Here is a 20,285-nt window from a genome sequence, read left to right on the forward strand (position 1 = left end):
AGCTCCTTTTTGTCATCAATCTCTCATATCGTACAAAACTCATGAAAGCGCGTCAATTTATTTTGACGTTTTTGATGAAAAATGTCGAATTTTGATCACTGTCTGGAAAATGATTGATGTTTTAATTACACAGTCGCCCTTTTGACCAGCTTGTAAGGAACGGTTTGTTTTTCCGGGTCGGCACCGCTGATTCTTTTTTGCAAAAGGCGAAACGCATGCTTCCCCATTTCCTTTATATTGATTTTGATCGTTGAAATGCCTAGCACTTCGCTGATCGGCTGGTTGTCACAGCTTAAAATGGCGAGGCTTCCGGGAATATCTACCTGATGACGCTGCGCTTCAAGAAACATACCGGCTGATACTTGGTCGTTGGCGACAAATACAGCTGTCGGCTTCTCCTCCATCCCTCTCCATTCGGAGAACAGTTTTTGCCCGTCGGTAATCGTCAGCGACCGCTCAAATACCCACTCTTCCCGGTAAGGCTCCCCGATTGCGGCCAAAGCTTCCTTGTATGCCTTGAGGCGAAAGTGGCTGTTCATGCCGTTTTTCCTTGCCAAACCAATCGCGATTTTTGTGTGCCCTTTTTCAATCAAAAAATCCAGTCCAAGCTGGAACGCTTCTTTATGCGGAATGCTGACCGTTGAAAAATGCTGCTCGCTTGAGTCCTGGCACAGGATGAACGGACCGGTCTCACGCCAGTCCAAAAGCGCTTCATCAGACATCGCTTTTGAACAGAAAATCAGGCCGTCCACCTGTCTTTGTTTCAGCTGCTCCAATGCAAAAACTTCTTTTTCCAATTGATAATTTGTTTGATAAAGCGAAAAGTGAACGCCTTCCTTCGCAGCTTCTTCAGCGATTCCTTCCAGCAGCTCGCCGAAATAAGGAAGGCTGATGGTCGGCAGCACAACCCCTATCATATTGGAAAAGCCTTTCGATAAATGAACGGCATGCATATTCCTTGCATATTCGAGCCGTTCAATCGTCTCAAGAACTTTTTGGCGCTTTTCTTCTTTGACATACGGGTGGCCGTTGAGAACCCTTGAAACAGTCGTGATGGAAACCCCTGCGGCTTCAGCTATTTTCCTGATATTTGCCATTCGTTTCCCTTCTTTCATTCAAATCTTTTCGTACGTGCCGGATCATTTCATCATCATAAAGAAATTATATCGCTTGTAGCCATAGATTTTGATCTTTTTCGGGAATTTTTTTCGGGGTTCTATTGATAAGCGAAGAAGATGTTTGGAGGAGGTACAGGCGGCAAAAAAAATCGGCTGATATGAAAACATTTCACCAATCAGCCGGATACACGAAATATTTTTTATCTAAACCATGCTTTTCCTAGGTTATTCGTGAAATTGTGATCATTGAAAGGAACGTTTGCGCTTCCGAAATCCGTTGTGTTCAATGCGTTTCTTGCGGCAGGCGTCAAATCTTCCCATCCGATGAGAGGCTGGGTGCCGCCCTTTGCACTGTCCACATATAGGCTGTGGTTGATCGGTGGTTGCGGAGCATCATAGCGGATCTTTGGATGATCGCCTTCCATAATATTGTTGTTTGGAGCTGTTTTTTGAAATTTACCGTGTTGAGAATAAGCGATGGAAAGCATTTTTGGATTTTGATTTGCCGGATTATCGATCCATACGACGATTCCTTCCCAATCATGTCGATGGCCGAATGCTTTTAAAGGCAGAGGTGAATCTTTAGGAAAATACCATGCATACATAATCGCCCAAACTCCATTATACCATGCAGAACGGGAGTAAACTTGTCCCACGCTTTTGCTGCAGTGGCCTTCGGGCGCTCCTGTAGGCTCCAGGCCTCCGCTTGTGTTGCCTTGCGCGTCAACTGCGGGAAAAGGGACGCAGCCGCTCGCGACCTTCAAAAAAGGCTGAAAACGTTTGGCCGCTTTTTGAGAAAGCGTCACAGGGGTTACTTCGCTGAAACCTTGCACTTTGTCATGATCAATGACTTTCGCGTCAGCTGCCGGTACGATACTGAAAAAAGCAAACATCGACAAAAACAGTACATATCCTAATTTTTTCACTCTTTGCTAGCTTCCTTTCAGAGAGGTAATAAACTTCAAATCATTAGAAAAATCCTTCATGCTTATTTGTTGTGGGGGTGAATCCGCAATCGTTGCGGAGACTGAAATATTTGGATGCGAGATGAGAAGATTTTGCCTAAAACAGATTTAATTTGTCAGCGGTTTTCCCGTTTAATCCCCCCTTTCCTTCTGAGCTTAGTATACAAATTTTTCACATGAGAATAATGATGCAAACCGATTATCTTTTGATCAATCTAAATCACCAAAACGAAAGCAGGTAAGCGTCATCGATTCATTCATCAAACGATCATCATAGGACTTTTTTGGCAGCATCAGTGTCAATAATATGAAGCTGAATTCCTGAACCCCCTGACATCAGGGGGTTTTCTTTATTGATTTAGGGCTTGCTATGGAAAGCATTTCATAATTTAGAATGAAGGCAGCACCGGTGCTGAACACGTTTTCATTCCAGAAAGGAGAAGAAAAATGGGTATCTTCATTCTGATCCTCTTATGTATCGTTATCGTGCTGTCTTCAAAAGCAGCGATGAAACCGCTCAAAGAAAAACACGAGATCAAACCATTCCGTTCCTTTGACGATTTTTTTATTTCAAAGGATTGACGGCGAGATGAAAAGACAAACCATTCACGTCCGGAATAAAAAAGAACCCGCGCAGGCGGGTTCCATTTTTTACGAAATGACAGTCAGCTGTTTTGGATACTTTGTCAGCGCTTCTGCTCCATCGGCTGTGACTAGTACATCATCCTCGATGCGAACGCCTCCGATTTCCGGCACATAAATGCCGGGTTCAATCGTGTATACCATGCCCTGTTTTAAAAGCTCGTCATTGTTATGGCTCATGGACGGGTATTCATGAGGTGAAATCCCGAGCCCGTGCCCGAGACGGTGAGGAAAGTAATCACCATAGCCCGCTTTTTCGATGATGCCGCGCGCTTTCAAATCAAGATCGCCGATTCTGACACCGGGTTTGCTCATCTTAAGTGCCTCCGTTTCGGCCTGAAGCACCGTATCATATATTTCTTTTTGTTTTTCGCTCACATTTTGATAGACGAGCGTTCTTGTAATATCAGAGCAGTATCCGTCAATGATCACGCCTAAATCAAAGAGGACGAAATCGCCCGGCTTAAGGGTGCGGCTGCCCGGGTTTCCGTGCGGCTGTCCCGACTTTTCTCCGAAAAGGACCATTGTGGAAAACGACATCCCCTGGACTCCTTTTTTCTTCAGTTCATATTCGATTTTAGCGACGACATCGATTTCCGCTATGCCCTCTTTTAATGCGGCGGCGCCTGCTTCAACTCCGTAATCGGCAAGCTTGGCCGCTTCGCGGAGTATGCTGATTTCTTTTTCGTCTTTGATGACGCGGATTTGGTTCAGCCTTTCCTCTGCAGAGACAAGTTCCGCACCGTTAGTGACTCCCTGCAGCATTTCAGCGCGCGACAGAGCAAGCGTTTCTTTTTCAACCGCTACTTTTGAATATTGGCCGTTCCGCTTTTGAAGCCCTGAGGATATGAGTTCCCAAGGGTTTTCATGATCCCCGTATCCGATGATTTCATACGCCCAGCCGGCTGCTCTTGCCTGGCCGGCCTCCATTTGCGGACAAACAAAAAACGGCTCTTCATCTTGAAAAATAAAAACGCCCATCAGCCGTTCGTGCGGTTCTGTATAAAAGCCGGTGAGATAAAATACATTTTCTTTTGAATGAATAAAAGCCGAAGATATGTTTTTTTCTTTCAGCCAGGAAGAGATTTGTTCGATTCTTTCCATGCTCTGTTCACTCCTTGAGACAGTTTCCGTACCATACATTTAACATGTAAAAGCATCACATCCATTGTATCAGTTTTTCCCGTCTCTTGCTCACCGGTTATGTATGCGTCGCCTCTTTCTCAAAAAGAAAAACGGCTGCCGTTAACGTGCAGCCGTTTTTTTTTAGGATTTCAACAACCTGAGGCCGTTTAAAATAACAAGCAGTGTGCTTCCTTCATGCCCGATGACACCGAGCGGCAGATCAAGAATTTGAAGGAAGTTGCTGCAGATTAAAAGACAGATCACAGCAAGCGAGAAAATGACGTTTTGTTTAATGATCGTATTCATTTTCCGGGAGAGCCGAATCATTTTGGTCAGTCCTGTCAATTCGTTTTTCATTAAAACGACATCAGCTGTTTCCAGTGCAACATCTGTTCCTTCCCCCATTGCGATCCCCACATCAGCGGCGGCTAGGGCCGGTGCATCATTGATTCCGTCTCCCACCATAACGATTGTTCCGTATGTTTTTTTCAGCTTTTTCGCTTCCTCTACTTTTCTGTCAGGAAGACATTCTGAAACGACGATTTTTAAGCCCGCTTCGCGTGCGATAGCCGCTGCGGTTTCAGGCTGATCCCCTGTCAGCATCGCCGTCTGAACACCAAGCGCGTTCAGCTCTTCGATCACCGCTTTTGCTTCCGGTCTGATTTGGTCTTTTAATGCAAAACACCCCGCGATTTTTTCGCCTTTTTTCATAAACACAATTGTTTTTCCTTGCTTGGCAAGCTTCTGAACAGCCGCCGTGAGAAACTGCCCGGCTGCCTCTTCCCCGACAAATCCGGCTTTGCCGATCAGCCATGTCTCTCCACGGTATTGAGCCTGAACGCCAAACCCTGACGTCTCCTCGATCGACACATTCGCGGCAGGCTCGATGCCTTTTGCTTCTGCATACTCGACAATGGCTTTGGCAAGCGGATGACCTGACTGCTTCTCAATTGCAGCAGCAGCCTCCAAGCATTCGCACTCCCCGATATCAGCAGCTAGAAGCATGTCTTCCACGCCAGGCTTTCCGTTCGTAATCGTTCCCGTTTTATCCAATGCAACAATTTTGCTGTTGCCGAGCTTTTCAAGGAAGACGCTGCCTTTGACAAGCAGGCCGTTTCTTGCGCCATTCGAGATCAGCGACAGCGCGGCAGGCATGATCGAAGCGACAAGGGCACATGGCGAAGCGACGACCATGAACACCATCGCTCTGTAAAATGTCTCGCTCCAGCTCCAGCCAAGCAAAAAATGCGGCAGAAAGAGCAGCAGTCCGACAGCAAGCAAAACCCCTTTAACGTAAATATTTTCAAATCGCTCAATGAACGCCTGTGACGGCGAAACGCTGTTTTGCGCAGACTCAACAAGCCGGATGATCTTTTTGAACAACGAATCTTCATTTGCCTTTGTGACACGGACCGTGAGTGATCCGCTTAAATTGACAGTCCCCGCAAAAACCGCGTCTCCGAGTGTTTTTTCCGCGGGGATTGATTCGCCAGTTAGAGCCGATTCGTCGATACTCGTTTTTCCGGTTTCGATTTCCCCGTCTGCCGCAATGCGTTCTCCAGGTTTAACAAGAATGAGGTCGCCCGCTTGAAGATCGGCTGCCGCCACGGTTCTTGTCCCTTCTTCTTCAAGCAAAGCGGCTTCCTCCGGCTCCAATTTCATCAGCGATGTCAAATCGCGTTTGCTTTTATTTAATGTATACGTTTCAAGCGCTCCGCTGAGAGAAAAGATAAAAATTAAGACGGCCCCTTCAGCCCAGTAGCCGATCAGCGCAGACCCGACTGCCGCAAAAATCATCAGGAGTTCAACATTCAGCGTTTTTTCCGACAGCGTTTCTTGTATACCTTCTTTCGCTTTGGCAAAGCCGCCGATACAAAAAGCTAAAATAAACAGAACAACGGACAATGTTTCATTGCCGGACAACAGCCAGCCGGCAAGAATCAACAAGCCCGACAAAAGCGCAGCAATCAATTCCCCGTGCTGCCTCCAATTTTCAAAGTGAAACGTGTGACGGTTTTGCTGCGATTGCTTCCCGATCTCTAATTGCATCTCCAATATCCTCCCTAATTGAGAATGTAATTCATCGTCAATTTCCTTCTTAAAAAACAAATTGCCGCCTCATCGGCAGCATAAACATTAAGTATTTTATTTATATAAGGGTATGACTGCTTCTTGTCCATTGAACACACCCTTTTCTATTTCTCATTATAGCACGGCATTCTACGTTTTCAAATAATAATTATTATAATTTCCTTATGATATTAATTATCATTTACATACCAAAAAAAAGCTGAACTCCCGGCTCAGCTTTTCCCTGCCCATTCCTTCATCTGTTCTACAGTAATGGGTCCGACAACCGATTTCTCCAGCTCTCCTTTTTCATTAAAGAAAAAAGTTGTTGGAATCGTCATGACATTGTAAGCTTTCATCATTTCGCCCTTTTTGTCAAAAACGATCGGAAATGTCAGCTTGTTTGCTTTAATAAACTGTTTCACCTTCTGTTCGTTTTTTTCAGCATTCAATAAATTCACGGTCACGAGCTTTACGCCGGATTGCTTGCTTTTATAGTAGGATTGGAATCGCGGAAGCTCTTCACGGCACGGCGGGCACCAGGTCGTCCAAAAATGAACGATCGTCTTCTGGCCTTCGGCGGGAATGACGACGCGCTGCCCCTCCACCGTGTTCATCTGCATGACTGCCGGCGAAGCATGTTTTGCAGAGGCCTGCGGCTGAAATACGAATGCCCCGATAAAAAGCAGCAGAATGAGCGGATAAATAAGACTGATTCTTCGCATGTGAACTCCCCTTCTTTTTAGTATTAGCTTCCCCGCAAAAACCAAAACTATGAAGAGAGTCAATTAACGGCTTTCAATTCTCGGAGAGCGAGATTTGTTTGTTAACAAAAGTGTGACGCCCAGCTCTTTGCAAATCGTCACATAATGCAGCGCCGTCAGCAAAATCATACCGGTATTCATCGCAAGAATGATCCCCGTCATCTGCAAAGTCTGCATGGACCCGAGAACATACATCATCAAAAACGACAAGACACTGGCCCAAACGTTATGGTAAAAGGCATCTTTGGCCAACCCCATTCCGATTAAACAGGCCTGAAACGGCATGGCAAAAAAGTGGAATAAAAAATACGGCCACAACATTTTAAGGTAAAAAGACGCCTTGACCGAATCGAAAAATAAATGGGTCAGCGGCTCTGCAAAGTGATACATCACCATGACGGACGGTATGCCGTAAAACAGCGTGATGAAGATCGCCTGTTTAATCCGTTTGATCACTCTTTCGTATTGTCCGTAAGCGTAGCTTTCAGAAATGCTCGGGATCATGACGACCATCAGTGAATGGGCGATAAAAGCCGGAAAAAAGCCGATTGTCATCGCCACACCCGAAAGCATGCCGAACTGGTCGATGGCCGATGTTCTCGATACGCCAGCGGCAAGCAGCGTCCCCTTCACCAAAAAAGGTTCAACGGCATTTGTCACAGCGTGAAATACGCGCAGCCCCGTCGTCGGGATCGAAACAGTGAGCAGGCGCTTTAAAACATCGTTTCTCCGCAAGTGGATCTGCTGCCCCTTTTGAGCGGCGCGCCTGACCAAAACAAACTGCGAAAACAAATAAACAAACACGACCACTTCACTTGCAACGAGGACAAACAATGAGATCAGAAGAGAAGTATCCAAATCAAAGGAATACCATTGAAAAAATAAAAACAAGCCGATGAGCTGAAAGATTTTTTTCAGTGCATTCGCCGTTGCGATTTTACCCATTTGCTGAACGCCCATGAAGTAGCCTCTCGCGATCGATGTGAATGCAACCGTAGGGATCATCCCGATCACAAGTCCTCTGATCAGAGGGTGATAAGAATCAAAAACCGGAATAAATGGAAGTATGATCACTGCAGCCGCCGTGGAGAAAACCGTGCAGACCGCAGTCATCCGCAATGCATGTTTCAGCATGCTTTCGTGCAGCTTCGGGCTGGACTCGGCGATAAACTTCGATATCGATACAGGCAGCTCAAGGCTCGCAATCACCACGACTAAAAAAATGGAAGGCAAAACACTCATGTAGAGCCCCATGCCATGCTCGCCAAGCTCCCGTGCAAGAATCATGTTGATGACGAATTCAAGACATTCTGCAAAAAAAGCAGCTAGCGAAAGAAGAACGATTCCTTTTACAAAACGGTTCATGAGGTCTCTCCTTGTCTCACGGGTTTATCCCATCATATGAGACAAGTCTAAAAATTATTTTCTTTTTAATGAAAATTGATTTTCATAAAGTATCAAAAACAAATTTTTTCTTGGGCTGTGAAAAGTGAGAAAGAATCGCACATAAAAAGCAGCCAAGGCGGATGGCCCTGACTGCTGTTTAGATCGCAAAGACATGATTGCCGATGCGCTTCACGACTTTTCTCGTTTTAATCCAGTCATCAGAAGCGATGTCGGGATTATAGAAAAATAAAGCGTCTGTTTCTTTTTTATTTTGATCTACCGCTTCTTCCACAGCTTCAACTGATTCGCGGTCTGCTTTTTTCTCGATGCTGCCGTTTAGAACGGGCTCAAAAGCGTTTCTTTGATAGATCACGCTTTTTACGCTGTCAGGAAATCGGCTGTCTTCCACCCGATTCAGGACGACATTGGCGACAGCCACTTTTCCTTCAAATGACTCGCCTTTTGCTTCGGCATGTACAAGCCTTGATAAAAGATCTTTTTCTTTTTGTGTAAGATCTGTCGTCTCTTCTTCAACTTCTTCTATTTCCTCCTCCTCTTCAGCTGGCAGATAGGCAGCTTCAATGAAGCTTTTTTCATCTGTCAATTGAGAAAAAGCAGGATTTTCTTCTTGTTTAAGGCTTTCCATCAGCCGTTCCATTTCCTGTTTGTCTTTTTTCGAGAACAACATGACAGCTTGAGCATGCTCGATTCTTGCCGCCGGCAGCATGCAGATTAAAAACGCAGCTAGCGCAGCAAACTTCGATTTCATTTCCTTCCTCCTTGTCAAATCTTCATCGAAAAAAACATATGTTTTACAGTAACAAGACGAATTGCTGATTTCATTGCCAAAATGTTGGCATGACTTCCATCAAACCGTCCGGTTGTCACATTATTGCAGACAGCCGGACGATTTCATGCAGAAAACACCAAAATCTCCAGAAACATATGCCTTCACACAAATAAAAAAAGCTTTCTCAGCCGGTCTGAGAAAGCTTTTTTAGCTTCTTGCCTCTTTCATATATTGAAATATAATATCTCCGCCATGCTGGGCAATGCCGCGAAAATGCTTAAAATCTTCCTGCTTTGTTAAGATGGCTCTGAAAGAAAGAAAATCTTCCTTTTTCACATGGAGCTCATAAATGCTCCCTGATCTTAATTGCTCGATCTGATCGATGGCATTTTGCTCTGTCACCTATTCTCTCCCCTTTTCTCTCATCATCTTTAACTAATTAACTATATCATTAAGTCACACCGGGTACAACAATAGTGATGCCGCTTCCCAAATCGCTTTACTTCTCCAAGAAAATATTGCAAAATACTTTCAATAGGTTAATTTACTTTAAAGGAGAGGAAGTCACTTGAAAATTGCAAAAGTCGGGAACGTCATCGAATTTAAAAACGGACTCACCGGAATCGTAGAGAAAGTAAACGAAAACTCTGTGATCGTCGATGTCACGATTATGGAAAACTACAGAGACTTGGAACTGGACTCCTTAACCGTCGTCAATCATAAAAACTATAAAATTATTAAAGACTCCCTGCATTAATCAGCCGCCCTTCACAGCAAAAATTCACGATTTCCACGCAGCTTTATTTCCACAAGTTTTTCTACAAAAGGAAAAACCGCCTGCCACCCGGGTCCGGCGGTTTTTTTCCTCTGTTCCCACATCGTCCCGAAGAAGTTTGATATTTCAAGCATCGCGCAGTGCCGTAATGGATGTCGCTTTTTGATTGAACAACTGAATAAGCCGGCGACCGTGCGGAATGAAATGAATACCCGACCGCTTTCCGGCTCCCTTAAACATTATTTTAAAATAGATGACTTTATCTTTCCGGCCCTTATCAATACAGAAAATTTGATCGTTCTCCTTTTCAAATTATCAGTTTAGGAAGACATTATCGTCCAAGCGTGCTTTTTCTTGGATTATAACCTAAGTTTTTATCGATTCTATTGTCATTCAAGTAAATGCTGTAAGTCCCTGGGGCCAGCTCTTCCATGTCTTCGATATCCTGCACAACTTGATTATAAATGCGTTCGCTTGGCCTTGTATGTGCTTTTTTCATATATAACTGTATAATGATATCACATGATTTTGGGGTGATTTCTTCATCCTCTAATTTCTCTTGCCAATCTTGTTTACTTCTTTTCGGATTTTCTAAATATGCTGAATAAAGGTCATCCTTCCAATCCGCATTTAAAGAAACAGCATAATAGGGTGTCTGATATCCCTTACCGCTTGTGTTATCAACGGCTGCCTGCGTTTTACCTACAACCGGTTCATCTTCTGTCAGCTTCTCTAAATAGTAATCTAGCGCGGCAAATTCGTCTTCAAAAGCCAGTGCGTATATCGCGCTTGTAATCGAGTCTTTCACGTCCAACTCCGATGAGCTGATCGCGTCAGTCTGCACCTCTTTCTTGTCCAAATCAATTTTAATTTTTGCGCTTGTATAGAAATGCAATTTTCCGACTGATTCAGCATACACAGTAACAAATCCATGCCCTCCGACAATGTTATGGATTTTTACCTTCGTTCTATATTGATCCAAGAAATAATCTTTTACAGTTTTTTTAACCTCATCTCGATGCGCTTCTGCAATCTCAGCGGTTTCTGCTTGATAACCTTTACTATGAATATGGAAGTCTTGTCCTGTGTAATCTTGGACGCTAATTTCAGAATCCTCTCTGTTCTGACATCCGCCTATAAACAAAAGTAAACCAATTCCAAGTGCTGCTGCTTTTTTATATTTCAAAAATGTATCCTCCAATTCATACTGCATCCCTACTATACGATTTTATTGAATCCCATTCCATGTTTGCTAATTCTTAGGTCTGTTTCATTATAAATCATATGAAGTGTATTTTTGGAGTTAAACATATAAAACAGGATAATAGAACTAATAAAATATGAATTATTAAGTTCTTTAGTTCTAGAGGAAAAATTCCTTTCAAAAGGAATAGGCGTGCAACGATGCACGCCTACTCAACACGAATATCTTTTTATTATTATGAACTTGGACGATTTTGAATGTGGTTTCCCGATAACCAACTATGCATATTAAAGCTTTAAGCCATATAATCAGAAAATGGATTCACCTTTCGGTTATTACACGTCACACCATATCTATGAAACAAATTATTATAAATCAAATTTTCGTTGTTTTACAGCTTATCCTATTTCCGCATGCAAGTTATCTTCCCATCTTAAAAATGCCCAAAACTGCAATTTATCCATTTTTAATGGAAACTGATGATTGATATACTCTTCTTCGCAATCCTTAATGACTGGAAAGTCAGCAAGTACCTCTGTACAAGCTACGCTCAGCATTTCTTTTTCATCGTCTGTAGGCTCCCCGTTAAAATAACCTTTCCAGTATAACGTTTCATTTTCTAACTTTACTGCGAGTCCCCTTAATTTGTATGGGATTGCCCCCAATAAAGCGTAATGACAACTGATGATTAAATTATTCATTGTCGAATCCATAATTTCAATATCCACCTCAAAATAATAAGCTTTTTTCTAAAGTATACCCTTCCTCCCACAGATTGAGTTGAACTAAATCGTTCCGGCTATTTATTGTTTGAAGATCGGGAATTTTTGGGAACGTTATAGAAGTAAGCAAAAAAGGGTTTGCTCATTGTTAAGCGGGGCCTTTAATATCCGCAATCTTTATCTCTACACTCTTTTTTCATAACAGCATCAACACTATGACTCATTATCTTATGATTAGACGGATCGTATATACCATCAAATTTTTTATTTTTATCTTTATTGTAATACCCAAACACCTGTACGCCGCCCATTGGGTCTATTTCATATCTATCCTCGAACTGAACACTATCTATCCCTTCATAATTTGCCTTCAAGAATTTTTCCATATGTATTTTTGCAGTTTTAAACTCTTCAATTTCTTCATTATGTTGTGCGTTGTTCTTCACAATAAAACCCCCGACTGCTATAATTACTAAAGCTAGAATTATAAGGTATTCTTTCAAAAAAATTCATCCTTTCAAGACCATTTTACACTAAATTTGTGAGGTTTTGTATGAGTAAAAACATAAAAGTTCCAAATCTGTCGGATAGCACTTATTATTCATTAAGCAGAAATGCGTATAAGTATGATCAACTTAAAGAAAAATTAAAAAGTAACACGCCAATTGTAACAGAAAACAAGATTGGTTGGTACGTTGAGCGCGTTCGAAACGACGACGACACCGGCCTCGATGCGGTTGTTCTGTCACAAGCCGAAAAGAGAAACGGCAAGTGGGTAAAATCCGATAACCCGAAAAACGTCGTTGTAGCTTTTGCTGGAACAGACCCAGGAAAGGACCCGTTAAGTGACGTAGAACAAGCGGACGTTAACAATATTGTCTTAGGAAACGATCCGAAAGATAAAACACAATATGTCGTCAAGAAAGATGCGAGAGATACATCTACGACACTTGGGAGATATACAGGTTCGATGGAACAAACTGCCATGCTTGAGTCCGGAGATTATAAATTAATTACAAAAACCTCGCAAATCGATCAAGCTGATCAACTTGTGCGGGAAGTCAAACAAAAGTATAAAGGTACCTCAACGATTATTTCAACCACCGGACACTCTCTAGGAGGAGCAGAGGCGGAATACAGCGCGGTCAACAATGATATTTACGCTGTTTCATTTAACAGCCCATCAATTGTTAAATTACATTCAGAAAAAAAACAAAAGGAAATTAATAATGGAGACTATAACCCTTATGTAAAGTCAATTGTCAATCCGGATGATATGGTCGGTGCCGGTTGGTGGGACGAGTTTGATCGCCACAATGGGACTACCATTTATACAAAAGATCCTTCTATCGCAATGGCTAATCGCGAAAAGAGGCTTGACGGTAATAAACTCCAACAGGTCGGAAGAAACCTTCTGTATTTCGCTAATACGCTAATCTTTCAAAATCCCGATACACACTGGGTCGGCAGCAATAATTTCTCTTTCGACGAAAACGGCAACGTTCAAAATATAGAGGGCGATGAACTCGTTTATGACAAAAATTTAAAAGCGATGCTTCCACCGGAAGTTGCTTCCGCCAGCGGCACGATTAAAATCACCCCGGAAGTCGCCAAACAGCTCGCGCAAAAAGTAAATGCGATTATCAACGATCTGCGGACGATGAAACGGGAAGCCGAAAACGCTTATCAGGAACACGACGCCGAGATCAACGACCTGAAACATGATACCTACCGTCAAGTCGGTCACGGTTTATACGACAAGCTGACGCTTGACGATGTAAACAATACGCTGAATAACCTGGCGCAGTCTTTTGACAAAAAAGGCAATCCGCTCTTTTACGATGTTCATGCCGAAAAAGCGTATATTGCTTCATTAAAGGACACGATTTCAGATTTAGAAGACATCAGCGGATACCTGGCACAGATGGCAAAAGATTTTAAATCGAAAGACAAAATGCTGGCAAATTGGCTTAAGCTTTAGGAGATGAAACAATGGAAAATTTCAATAAACTGGCTTCACTCAACAACTTAAACGGAGATCAAGAAGATACGCTCCTCATACGGCGCAACCAGCTTCAAATGCTGAAAACGGGCATGAGAGGAACAGCCGCAACTAAGCTTGAAGGCATTAAAACTACACTAAGACCGAAGTTTAAAGTAGACGATATGCAAAAAGAAATGAACAGCGTCTATTCAGCACTTCTCTACAGTTTCGAAGGAAAAGCGCAGCAGGCGCTCGCTCAGCGAATCAGCCAAAGCGCCCAGCAGCTTATTAATACGGAGAAAGACGGAGAAAGTTTTGTGAATGGATTCAAGACAAGATGAAGGCGCCTTAATTGGCGTCTTATTTTAATTTAAATCTACACTCTCTGCTCTGTGTTTACCACAATAAAAAGACGTCGATCATGCGTCAGCGTCTTCTACTTCACCTCAAATAACTCCTCGACTCTTCACGTTAAAAGGAAAGACACGCCAATCGCCAGCTGTTTTATTTTATAACACAACATATGCCAGTCGACTTGTTGATACATATTCCTTTAAAGCTATTCTATTATAAATTCAAAATATGTTTGGGAAAAATCGATTCTTTTTCACTCCTCGACGATCTGTAGGATTCAGTACGCGCTTAACATATTTAGGGCTTTTATTTGCAAATAGGCGGAATGGTTTTGCTGAGTCCCGGCTTAACAACCGCGTAATTCGATCGTGATTTTTGACTTATCCCGAACCTGCGCATATAAGTTATCGTTCTAAACCGATTTGAGCTTGATTGTTTGGGTTCGGCGGAAGCCGTAAAGGCCGGCAAGAGGTGTGTGTAATCCGCTGACGTGTTGTTATAAACGGCTTTGTTTCCGCAAGTAACGCCATCTTGTCTAAAATTTCATAACAATAATAAAATCATCAATTTCAATATATTTTTATTGTAAAACGATAAATAGTGTGTTAAATTCAAATCGACAAAAATAAGTGAGGTGCTTTTTTATGAAACGAGGATCAACACTATTTTTAAAGATAGCTGTTATTCTTATTGGAATTCCAGTTCTTGCTTTGTGCATATTTTTTGTGCCGGGAATAGCGAATTTTACAGCCGAATTGTATCCAGATATTTCTTATCTGAAATATCTCGTTTATATCGATTTGTATGCAGCGGCGATACCTTTTTACTTTGCTCTGTATCAAGCCTTTAAACTTTTAAGCTATATTGACCAGAATAAAGCTTTCTCAGAATTATCTGTCCGGGCTTTAAAGAATATAAAATACTGTGCAATCACCATCAGTATTTTATTTGCGGCAGGCATGCCACTCTTCTATCTCATCGCGGAGATGGACGACGCGCCAGGCATCATACTCATCGGATTGGTCCTTATTTTTGCTTCAATGGTTATCGCAGTCTTTGCTGCTGTTCTCCAAAGGCTATTGCAAGAAGCGATCGATATAAAATCAGAAAATGATTTAACAGTCTGAGGTGAAAACAATGGCAATTATCATCAATATTGACGTGATGCTGGCTAAAAGGAAAATGAGCGTAACAGAACTATCTGAGAGGGTTGGAATCACAATGGCGAATCTTTCTATATTGAAAAATGGAAAGGCAAAGGCCATTCGATTATCAACTTTAGAGGCGATTTGTAAGGCTTTAGAATGTCAACCCGGAGATATTTTGGAATACCGAAGTGATGAAGACAACCAGGATTAAAAAATTATTTAATATGGAAAGAAACAAGATATTCGGCGGTGATCCTATGCGCATACCCGTAAGTCTGTTTAGCTGCTATACTAAGCTGGCCTTGCATATATGCAGAAAAAAACTTCGGAGGCACACATCATGAGAGCACTAAAACAACTCGTTCGTTTTGGTTGGGAGCAGTCCCTGTCATGTTTATTTCCTGTCGTTATTTTTGCCTCTTTGGCTATTACACAAATCATCTCTCTTCCCTTCCTGCCGCGGTATGACTGGCTGCTCATCATCTGTGTTCTCATGCAATGGTGGATGGTGCGTTCCGGTCTAGAAACACGGGATGAACTAAAGGTGATCACATTGTTCCACCTTATTGGACTAGCTCTTGAACTTTTCAAGGTGCAAATGGGTTCCTGGTCTTATCCGGAGGAAGGTTACTCCAAAATCTTTGGAGTGCCTTTGTATAGCGGCTTTATGTACGCAAGTGTAGCCAGTTATCTTTGCCAAGCGTGGAGGAGGCTTAAGGTTGAACTGGTTAAGTGGCCGCCGTTTTTGGTCGTTGTACCTCTTGCCGCTGCGATCTATTTGAATTTTTTCCTCCATCATTATTGGATTGACGTCCGCTATTGGTTATCTGGGCTTGTGATGATTGTCTTTTGGAAATCATGGGTCACATACGAGGTTAATGGCATTCGTTACCGTATGCCGCTCGCACTTTCTTTTGTGCTCATCGGATTTTTTATATGGATAGCCGAAAATATCGCAACGTTTTTTGGAGCCTGGACATATCCAAACCAAACCAGTGCGTGGAATCTCGTTCATCTAGGAAAGGTGAGTTCATGGCTCTTATTAGTGATTGTCAGCTTTCTAATCGTAGCCACGTTAAAACTGGTTAAGGAGAAAGATTCCACTAGAGTGGATGCCGGTCAATTTTTATAACTTATTTTAACGGGTATCAAAGAGCTATGGGACCTGTTGCAGACATCAATAAAAAATTTTCTTTAAGCTGATCATTCACATATCGAATTACTCCTTTAGTAGGTCATAAGACTTGATCACCAAGATTCATTTTCCTGGAGAAAACATTGAATCCTCCGTCCTCTTACGTATCCTATTAGTTGGAGATCGTTGGCGAATGGATTACGAAATAAAAGGATATGATATTACGGTGGTATACGATTATAACGAATAACCGGACGGTCTTTATGGTCGGTGAGACAACTGTGATTATCCGCTATTCAAGAGCTCGGTGAAGGACGAAATTTACCTTCGAGAATGCTGCAGATGTGGCATGAATAAGAGCATATAGAATATCAGGCGCCTTAACAGGCGTCTTTTTGTATTGCTTTAATTGCGGTATGCCGAAAATTTTTTCATTTTTCAACCTATTATCTCCCTAAGTATAGTAATATATTTACAAAAAGGAAATAAAAAGGGAGAGGTGGAAGTGAAACAGTTAATACCCTCGTCAAAAGTCGGAGTGAAAATACACGAATGGTATAAAATGATAAGAGAGTTTAGTGTACCGGATGCAGAGGAGTTAAAAGAAGAAGTAGAGAAGGAAATTAATCAAATGGAAGAGGATCAGGACTTACTCCTTTACTATCAGTTGATGTGTTTTAGACATCAATTAATGTTAGAATATTTAGAACCTACTAACAAAAGAAAACAGGGACGATCAATCCATGAATTGTTGAAACAAATCGAGGAGCCTCGAGGAGATTTAAATGACCTCCTTAGTTACTACTCATTTTTCTTTAGGGGCATGTATGAATTTGAGAAAAAACAGTACATCAAAGCGATAGAGTTTTATCGAAACGCAGAAAAACAGTTGTCTCTCATTACGGATGTTATAGAACAAGCCGAGTTTCACTTTAAAATGGCTGAAGCATACTACATCATGAAACAGACTCATGTATCCATGTATCATATATTGAGGGCCTTTAAAATATACAATAATCATGAACTCTACACAGTCCGTAAAATCCAATGTTTATTTGTTATCGCGGGTAACTATGACGATTTAATGTGCCACGACAAAGCCTTGCCTCACTTGGAAAACGCACTTCAATTAGCGATAGAGATCGACAATAAAAGGCTCATTAGTTCTGCCTATTTTAATATAGCCGACTGTCATGAATGTATGGGGGACATTGATGCAGCAGTTGAATATGCTGAAAAAGCCGTAGAGATTAACCTAAAAGAAGAATATAATAACCTACCACAATCATTATATTACTTTACTCAACTTCTTTTTAAACAGAAAAACTACGGGCGCGCAATCGAGATATTTCGTATTGGTAGACAAACAGCTCAAAAATTCAATGATACCCTATTCACTTCACTATTTGAATATCTCGAGGCGTTATATATCTATTCTGTGAATAAAGAAGAGATTTTAGAGGTATTTAAATACTTGGAAGAGAATAAAATATTTGCATACATAGAAGAGCTTTCGCTTGAAGTCTCCAACCAATACCTTGAAAGAAAAGACCACAGAAACTCAATCGAGTTCCTTCAAAAAATGATGTATGCGCAAACACAAATTAAAAAAGGGGAGTGTCTCTATGAGTATTAAAAAGCTCGTTATTCCCATTTTAGCCGCCGCGATATTAACGATGGGTATTAGCGCTGTTTCAGCAACCGACCAGTCTGACGGCGTATATCAAATCGCTACCCGTAAGCAAACGTAAGAAACGCCCCGCATTGGGGCGCTTTTTCATGTCTACAGTTTCTTAACGTTAAACATCGTAATAAACTTCTTATCAGCTGTCGATAAAATACGGTAAGATTAACGTATACCATTCCGACTCAGTGCCAACCTTCCTTTAAAAACCTCCACAAATTCTTCAACGCTCCTCCCGTCTATAACGATCGATTGTTTCTTTCGTAAGCCCTCTAACATCTTCACGTTACATATTTGTGTGTAAACGTCAGAATGAGACATGCTCTTGACACTATGTTTTAATCGCCGCTCTTCGTCTCTCCTGTATATACCTCCCATCCCCTCCTCAAAGTCAGAATAACTAAATTTTTATGTTTAAAGAAAAAAACAGAAAACATCCTTTTTAACAGGCGGACAAAGCTATATTTTTTCACGAATAAATGAACAAACAAGACTAAAAACAGATAAATACCGAACGCTAGAGCATTCGCAGTTAACGACGAACTGACAAGCGGAGACGTTAACGAGGCGAGTGACGACGAAGTTTCCTCCTCTTTACCTTTCAATTAACAATTCGAATCGTATTTCATATACCCGGACTAGCATTCGACCAATGCGCTGTAATTGTTCGTGGAAATTTCGAACAAAAAAGACGCGTAACAGTACGCGTCTCGGTCACACATCGATGCACCTCTTACCGATTATCAATCGTCTCCGGGTACAGATCATGATTCATCATCCGATACTCGGCCATTTTTTCATACTTTGTGCCGGGCTTGCCGTAGTTGGTGTACGGGTCGATTGAGATTCCGCCTCTCGGCGTGAATTTGCCCCAGACTTCGATGTAGCGCGGGTCCATCAGCTCAATTAAATCGTTCATGATGATGTTCATGCAGTCTTCGTGAAAATCGCCGTGGTTTCGGAAACTGAAGAGATACAGTTTCAAAGACTTGCTTTCTACCATTTTTTTATCAGGGATGTAGCTGATATAGATCGTGGCAAAATCGGGCTGTCCGGTTTTCGGGCACAGCGATGTGAATTCCGGACAGTTGAATTTCACGAAGTAGTCCCTGTTTTCGTGTTTATTCGGGAAAGACTCAAGCACTTCCGGAGAATAGTCAAACAAATAATTGGTGCCTTGATTTCCAAGAAGGGTCACGCCTTCGAGTTCTGAATCTTTTCTTGTCGTCATCATTCATCTTCCTTTCTTAAATCAAACGCCCCGTTTGTTTCCCCAGATCAGGGTGTGGAGCTGCGGGAGAACGCGGACGCGGTTCAATTCAGGGTCGCGCGTGACCGCTTCTACCAGCTGTTCATATTTTTGAAGCAGCCGTTCGACGAGCCGCTCTTGGTCTTCTGTATGAACGTCATCATTTCCGACCTGGAGAAAAAACGGGATATCGGGATAACGCTGGTGAACTTGCTTTGCAAATTGAAGGTCGTCCGCCGTAAAAATGACGACCTTCAAACTTGCCGCTACCGCCCGGCCGTGTTCTTTCAGTTTTTCAACAATATGATCAAGCTTGTTAAAATCGGTTTTCATATTGGAGCTCGGCGGCTTTGGCGAAATTGTTAAATCATCGATTCCGGTAAACCAGTCTTGATAAAACGTCCCTTGCGTCTCAAGCGCTGTCCGTATACCGTTTTCTTTTAAAAGGGAAATCAGTCCGTCCAGCTGTTTTAAAAGCGCCGGGTTGCCTCCTGAAATCGTAACGTGCGAGAAGGCGTTTCCGCCGATGTCTTTAAGAGAATCATATACTTCTTCCGCGGTCATCCATTTGATGTCTTTTTTCGCCGAACCGTCCCAGGTAAAAGCTGAATCGCACCAGCTGCACGAATAGTCACAGCCGGCTGTTCTGACAAACATCGTCTTTTGCCCGATGACCATCCCCTCTCCCTGAACCGTCGGACCGAAAATTTCAAGTACGGGAATCGGCTTAGCCATGCTGAACACCCGGTTTCGGACGGTACACAACATAGCTTGTCGGCGTTTCCCTGACAAACACCTGGACGCAATGCGGACGGTTTTTGAGATCTTTCAAATAAGCCTCTACTTTATCGTAAATCGTTTTCGCCACCACTTCTGTCGAAGGGATCCGATCCGCACTTTCACCCGAAAATTCCTGATGATCATTTAAAAGCGTATGATCGTATTCTCCGTGAATCAATTTTTTAATGGTGCTGAAGTTGACAAGGAAGCCTGATTCATTCAACTCATCCCCGGCAATCGTGATATTGATTGTATACGTATGGCCGTGGACTCTGCTGCATGCGCCTGCATCCTCTCTCGGAATAAAATGCGCGGCTGACATCTGCATATCTTTATTTAATTCAAAAGAGTAAGGATGGCTTGGTTGCGGATAAATTTGTGTAAGCACTG

Annotated in this window: 22 protein-coding genes and 1 pseudogene; 9 read left to right on the forward strand and 14 right to left on the reverse strand. The window is 42.4% G+C overall.

The window, feature by feature from the left end:
- Nucleotides 1-125: 125 nt before the first annotated feature.
- Together H2R00_RS07595 and H2R00_RS07600 are read right to left on the reverse strand one after the other, a co-directional pair.
- Nucleotides 126-1,097, reverse strand: a complete 972-nt coding sequence (locus H2R00_RS07595; RefSeq protein WP_182070758.1) for a LacI family DNA-binding transcriptional regulator — start codon at nt 1,095-1,097, stop codon at nt 126-128.
- Nucleotides 1,098-1,318: 221 nt separating this feature from the next.
- Complete coding sequence (locus H2R00_RS07600; protein ID WP_182070759.1) at nt 1,319-2,044, reverse strand: NPP1 family protein; 726 nt, start codon at nt 2,042-2,044, stop codon at nt 1,319-1,321.
- Nucleotides 2,045-2,530: 486 nt separating this feature from the next.
- On the opposite strand from H2R00_RS07600, the gene H2R00_RS21375 reads away from it, so the two are divergent.
- Nucleotides 2,531-2,665: a hypothetical protein gene (locus H2R00_RS21375; protein ID WP_003181237.1), complete on the forward strand. Its 135-nt coding sequence runs from the start codon at nt 2,531-2,533 to the stop codon at nt 2,663-2,665.
- Nucleotides 2,666-2,734: 69 nt separating this feature from the next.
- On the opposite strand, the gene H2R00_RS07605 is transcribed toward H2R00_RS21375, so the two are convergent.
- The 6 genes from H2R00_RS07605 to H2R00_RS07630 all read right to left on the reverse strand — a co-directional run bounded on the left by H2R00_RS07605 (nt 2,735) and on the right by H2R00_RS07630 (nt 9,262).
- Nucleotides 2,735-3,829 carry a M24 family metallopeptidase gene (locus tag H2R00_RS07605; protein WP_182070760.1) on the reverse strand — a complete coding sequence of 365 codons (1,095 nt, stop codon included), beginning with the start codon at nt 3,827-3,829 and terminating at the stop codon, nt 2,735-2,737.
- Between the two features lie 162 nt (nt 3,830-3,991).
- Nucleotides 3,992-5,899, reverse strand: coding sequence for a heavy metal translocating P-type ATPase (locus H2R00_RS07610; RefSeq protein ID WP_182070761.1), 1,908 nt, complete (start codon nt 5,897-5,899; stop codon nt 3,992-3,994).
- A 254-nt stretch (nt 5,900-6,153) separates the two neighbouring features.
- On the reverse strand, nt 6,154-6,645 hold the full coding sequence (gene stoA, locus H2R00_RS07615) for an endospore biogenesis thiol-disulfide oxidoreductase StoA (RefSeq protein WP_182070762.1): 492 nt from the start codon (nt 6,643-6,645) through the stop codon (nt 6,154-6,156).
- Between the two features lie 63 nt (nt 6,646-6,708).
- Nucleotides 6,709-8,049, reverse strand: coding sequence for a polysaccharide biosynthesis protein (locus H2R00_RS07620; protein ID WP_154995999.1), 1,341 nt, complete (start codon nt 8,047-8,049; stop codon nt 6,709-6,711).
- A 178-nt stretch (nt 8,050-8,227) separates the two neighbouring features.
- The gene (locus H2R00_RS07625; protein WP_182070763.1) at nt 8,228-8,839 is read right to left on the reverse strand and encodes a cell wall hydrolase; all 612 of its coding nucleotides are present in this window, start codon (nt 8,837-8,839) and stop codon (nt 8,228-8,230) included.
- A gap of 228 nt (nt 8,840-9,067) precedes the next feature.
- Nucleotides 9,068-9,262, reverse strand: coding sequence for a protein YkzS (locus H2R00_RS07630; protein ID WP_182070764.1), 195 nt, complete (start codon nt 9,260-9,262; stop codon nt 9,068-9,070).
- A 166-nt stretch (nt 9,263-9,428) separates the two neighbouring features.
- Here H2R00_RS07630 and H2R00_RS07635 point away from each other — a divergent pair, with 166 nt between their 5' ends.
- Complete coding sequence (locus H2R00_RS07635) at nt 9,429-9,617, forward strand: YkvS family protein (protein ID WP_003181225.1); 189 nt, start codon at nt 9,429-9,431, stop codon at nt 9,615-9,617.
- Nucleotides 9,618-9,966: 349 nt separating this feature from the next.
- Here the strand turns inward: H2R00_RS07635 and H2R00_RS07640 are convergent, their stop codons facing one another.
- The 3 genes from H2R00_RS07640 to H2R00_RS07650 form a co-directional block, all read right to left on the reverse strand.
- Entirely contained in the window at nt 9,967-10,821 is an 855-nt protein-coding gene (locus H2R00_RS07640; protein ID WP_182070765.1) for a DUF1672 family protein, read from the reverse strand.
- A gap of 416 nt (nt 10,822-11,237) precedes the next feature.
- Complete coding sequence (locus H2R00_RS07645) at nt 11,238-11,552, reverse strand: MafI2 family immunity protein (protein ID WP_154996005.1); 315 nt, start codon at nt 11,550-11,552, stop codon at nt 11,238-11,240.
- Between the two features lie 170 nt (nt 11,553-11,722).
- The gene (locus tag H2R00_RS07650; RefSeq protein ID WP_411802187.1) at nt 11,723-12,007 is read right to left on the reverse strand and encodes a DUF1433 domain-containing protein; all 285 of its coding nucleotides are present in this window, start codon (nt 12,005-12,007) and stop codon (nt 11,723-11,725) included.
- A 107-nt stretch (nt 12,008-12,114) separates the two neighbouring features.
- Here H2R00_RS07650 and H2R00_RS07655 point away from each other — a divergent pair, with 107 nt between their 5' ends.
- The 7 genes and pseudogenes from H2R00_RS07655 to H2R00_RS07680 all read left to right on the forward strand — a co-directional run bounded on the left by H2R00_RS07655 (nt 12,115) and on the right by H2R00_RS07680 (nt 17,818).
- The gene (locus H2R00_RS07655; RefSeq protein ID WP_182070767.1) at nt 12,115-13,542 is read left to right on the forward strand and encodes a lipase; all 1,428 of its coding nucleotides are present in this window, start codon (nt 12,115-12,117) and stop codon (nt 13,540-13,542) included.
- A gap of 11 nt (nt 13,543-13,553) precedes the next feature.
- Nucleotides 13,554-13,886 (forward strand): hypothetical protein, encoded by a 333-nt coding sequence (locus H2R00_RS07660; RefSeq protein ID WP_154996009.1) that lies wholly within the window; start codon nt 13,554-13,556, stop codon nt 13,884-13,886.
- 657 nt (nt 13,887-14,543) lie between these two features.
- Complete coding sequence (locus H2R00_RS07665; RefSeq protein ID WP_154996011.1) at nt 14,544-15,026, forward strand: DUF2975 domain-containing protein; 483 nt, start codon at nt 14,544-14,546, stop codon at nt 15,024-15,026.
- A 10-nt stretch (nt 15,027-15,036) separates the two neighbouring features.
- On the forward strand, nt 15,037-15,258 hold the full coding sequence (locus tag H2R00_RS07670) for a helix-turn-helix domain-containing protein (protein WP_182070768.1): 222 nt from the start codon (nt 15,037-15,039) through the stop codon (nt 15,256-15,258).
- Between the two features lie 129 nt (nt 15,259-15,387).
- On the forward strand, nt 15,388-16,179 hold the full coding sequence (locus H2R00_RS07675; RefSeq protein WP_182070769.1) for a DUF817 domain-containing protein: 792 nt from the start codon (nt 15,388-15,390) through the stop codon (nt 16,177-16,179).
- 196 nt (nt 16,180-16,375) lie between these two features.
- A pseudogene (locus H2R00_RS21195) lies at nt 16,376-16,549 on the forward strand (DUF8096 family protein).
- 138 nt (nt 16,550-16,687) lie between these two features.
- Nucleotides 16,688-17,818, forward strand: coding sequence for a Rap family tetratricopeptide repeat protein (locus H2R00_RS07680; RefSeq protein ID WP_154996015.1), 1,131 nt, complete (start codon nt 16,688-16,690; stop codon nt 17,816-17,818).
- Nucleotides 17,819-18,599: 781 nt separating this feature from the next.
- Here H2R00_RS07680 and queF read toward each other — a convergent pair.
- Genes queF through queD form a run of 3 tightly spaced genes read right to left on the reverse strand, consistent with a single transcriptional unit; the run spans nt 18,600 to nt 20,283 of the window.
- Nucleotides 18,600-19,097 carry a preQ(1) synthase gene (gene queF / locus H2R00_RS07685; protein WP_009328607.1) on the reverse strand — a complete coding sequence of 166 codons (498 nt, stop codon included), beginning with the start codon at nt 19,095-19,097 and terminating at the stop codon, nt 18,600-18,602.
- A gap of 21 nt (nt 19,098-19,118) precedes the next feature.
- Nucleotides 19,119-19,850, reverse strand: coding sequence for a 7-carboxy-7-deazaguanine synthase QueE (queE, locus tag H2R00_RS07690; protein ID WP_182070770.1), 732 nt, complete (start codon nt 19,848-19,850; stop codon nt 19,119-19,121).
- Nucleotides 19,843-20,283: a 6-carboxytetrahydropterin synthase QueD gene (gene queD, locus H2R00_RS07695; RefSeq protein ID WP_154996019.1), complete on the reverse strand. Its 441-nt coding sequence runs from the start codon at nt 20,281-20,283 to the stop codon at nt 19,843-19,845. Before queD ends, queE begins: the two co-directional genes overlap by 8 nt.
- Nucleotides 20,284-20,285 lie beyond the last annotated feature (2 nt).

This window comes from Bacillus haynesii (assembly GCF_014042035.1).
Taxonomy (GTDB): domain Bacteria; phylum Bacillota; class Bacilli; order Bacillales; family Bacillaceae; genus Bacillus; species Bacillus haynesii.

Excerpts from the sequence above, each read along its gene's own strand:
- H2R00_RS07670 (WP_182070768.1), top strand. The coding sequence starts at position 15,037 with ATGGCAATTATCATCAATATTGACGTGATGCTGGCTAAAAGGAAAATG.
- H2R00_RS07655 (WP_182070767.1), top strand. The coding sequence starts at position 12,115 with ATGAGTAAAAACATAAAAGTTCCAAATCTGTCGGATAGCACTTATTAT.
- queF (WP_009328607.1), bottom strand. The coding sequence starts at position 19,097 with ATGACGACAAGAAAAGATTCAGAACTCGAAGGCGTGACCCTTCTTGGA.
- H2R00_RS07595 (WP_182070758.1), bottom strand. The coding sequence starts at position 1,097 with ATGGCAAATATCAGGAAAATAGCTGAAGCCGCAGGGGTTTCCATCACG.
- H2R00_RS07620 (WP_154995999.1), bottom strand. The coding sequence starts at position 8,049 with ATGAACCGTTTTGTAAAAGGAATCGTTCTTCTTTCGCTAGCTGCTTTT.
- H2R00_RS07665 (WP_154996011.1), top strand. The coding sequence starts at position 14,544 with ATGAAACGAGGATCAACACTATTTTTAAAGATAGCTGTTATTCTTATT.
- queE (WP_182070770.1), bottom strand. The coding sequence starts at position 19,850 with ATGGCTAAGCCGATTCCCGTACTTGAAATTTTCGGTCCGACGGTTCAG.
- H2R00_RS07605 (WP_182070760.1), bottom strand. The coding sequence starts at position 3,829 with ATGGAAAGAATCGAACAAATCTCTTCCTGGCTGAAAGAAAAAAACATA.
- H2R00_RS07660 (WP_154996009.1), top strand. The coding sequence starts at position 13,554 with ATGGAAAATTTCAATAAACTGGCTTCACTCAACAACTTAAACGGAGAT.
- H2R00_RS21375 (WP_003181237.1), top strand. The coding sequence starts at position 2,531 with ATGGGTATCTTCATTCTGATCCTCTTATGTATCGTTATCGTGCTGTCT.
- H2R00_RS07610 (WP_182070761.1), bottom strand. The coding sequence starts at position 5,899 with ATGCAATTAGAGATCGGGAAGCAATCGCAGCAAAACCGTCACACGTTT.
- H2R00_RS07625 (WP_182070763.1), bottom strand. The coding sequence starts at position 8,839 with ATGAAATCGAAGTTTGCTGCGCTAGCTGCGTTTTTAATCTGCATGCTG.
- stoA (WP_182070762.1), bottom strand. The coding sequence starts at position 6,645 with ATGCGAAGAATCAGTCTTATTTATCCGCTCATTCTGCTGCTTTTTATC.
- H2R00_RS07675 (WP_182070769.1), top strand. The coding sequence starts at position 15,388 with ATGAGAGCACTAAAACAACTCGTTCGTTTTGGTTGGGAGCAGTCCCTG.
- H2R00_RS07645 (WP_154996005.1), bottom strand. The coding sequence starts at position 11,552 with ATGGATTCGACAATGAATAATTTAATCATCAGTTGTCATTACGCTTTA.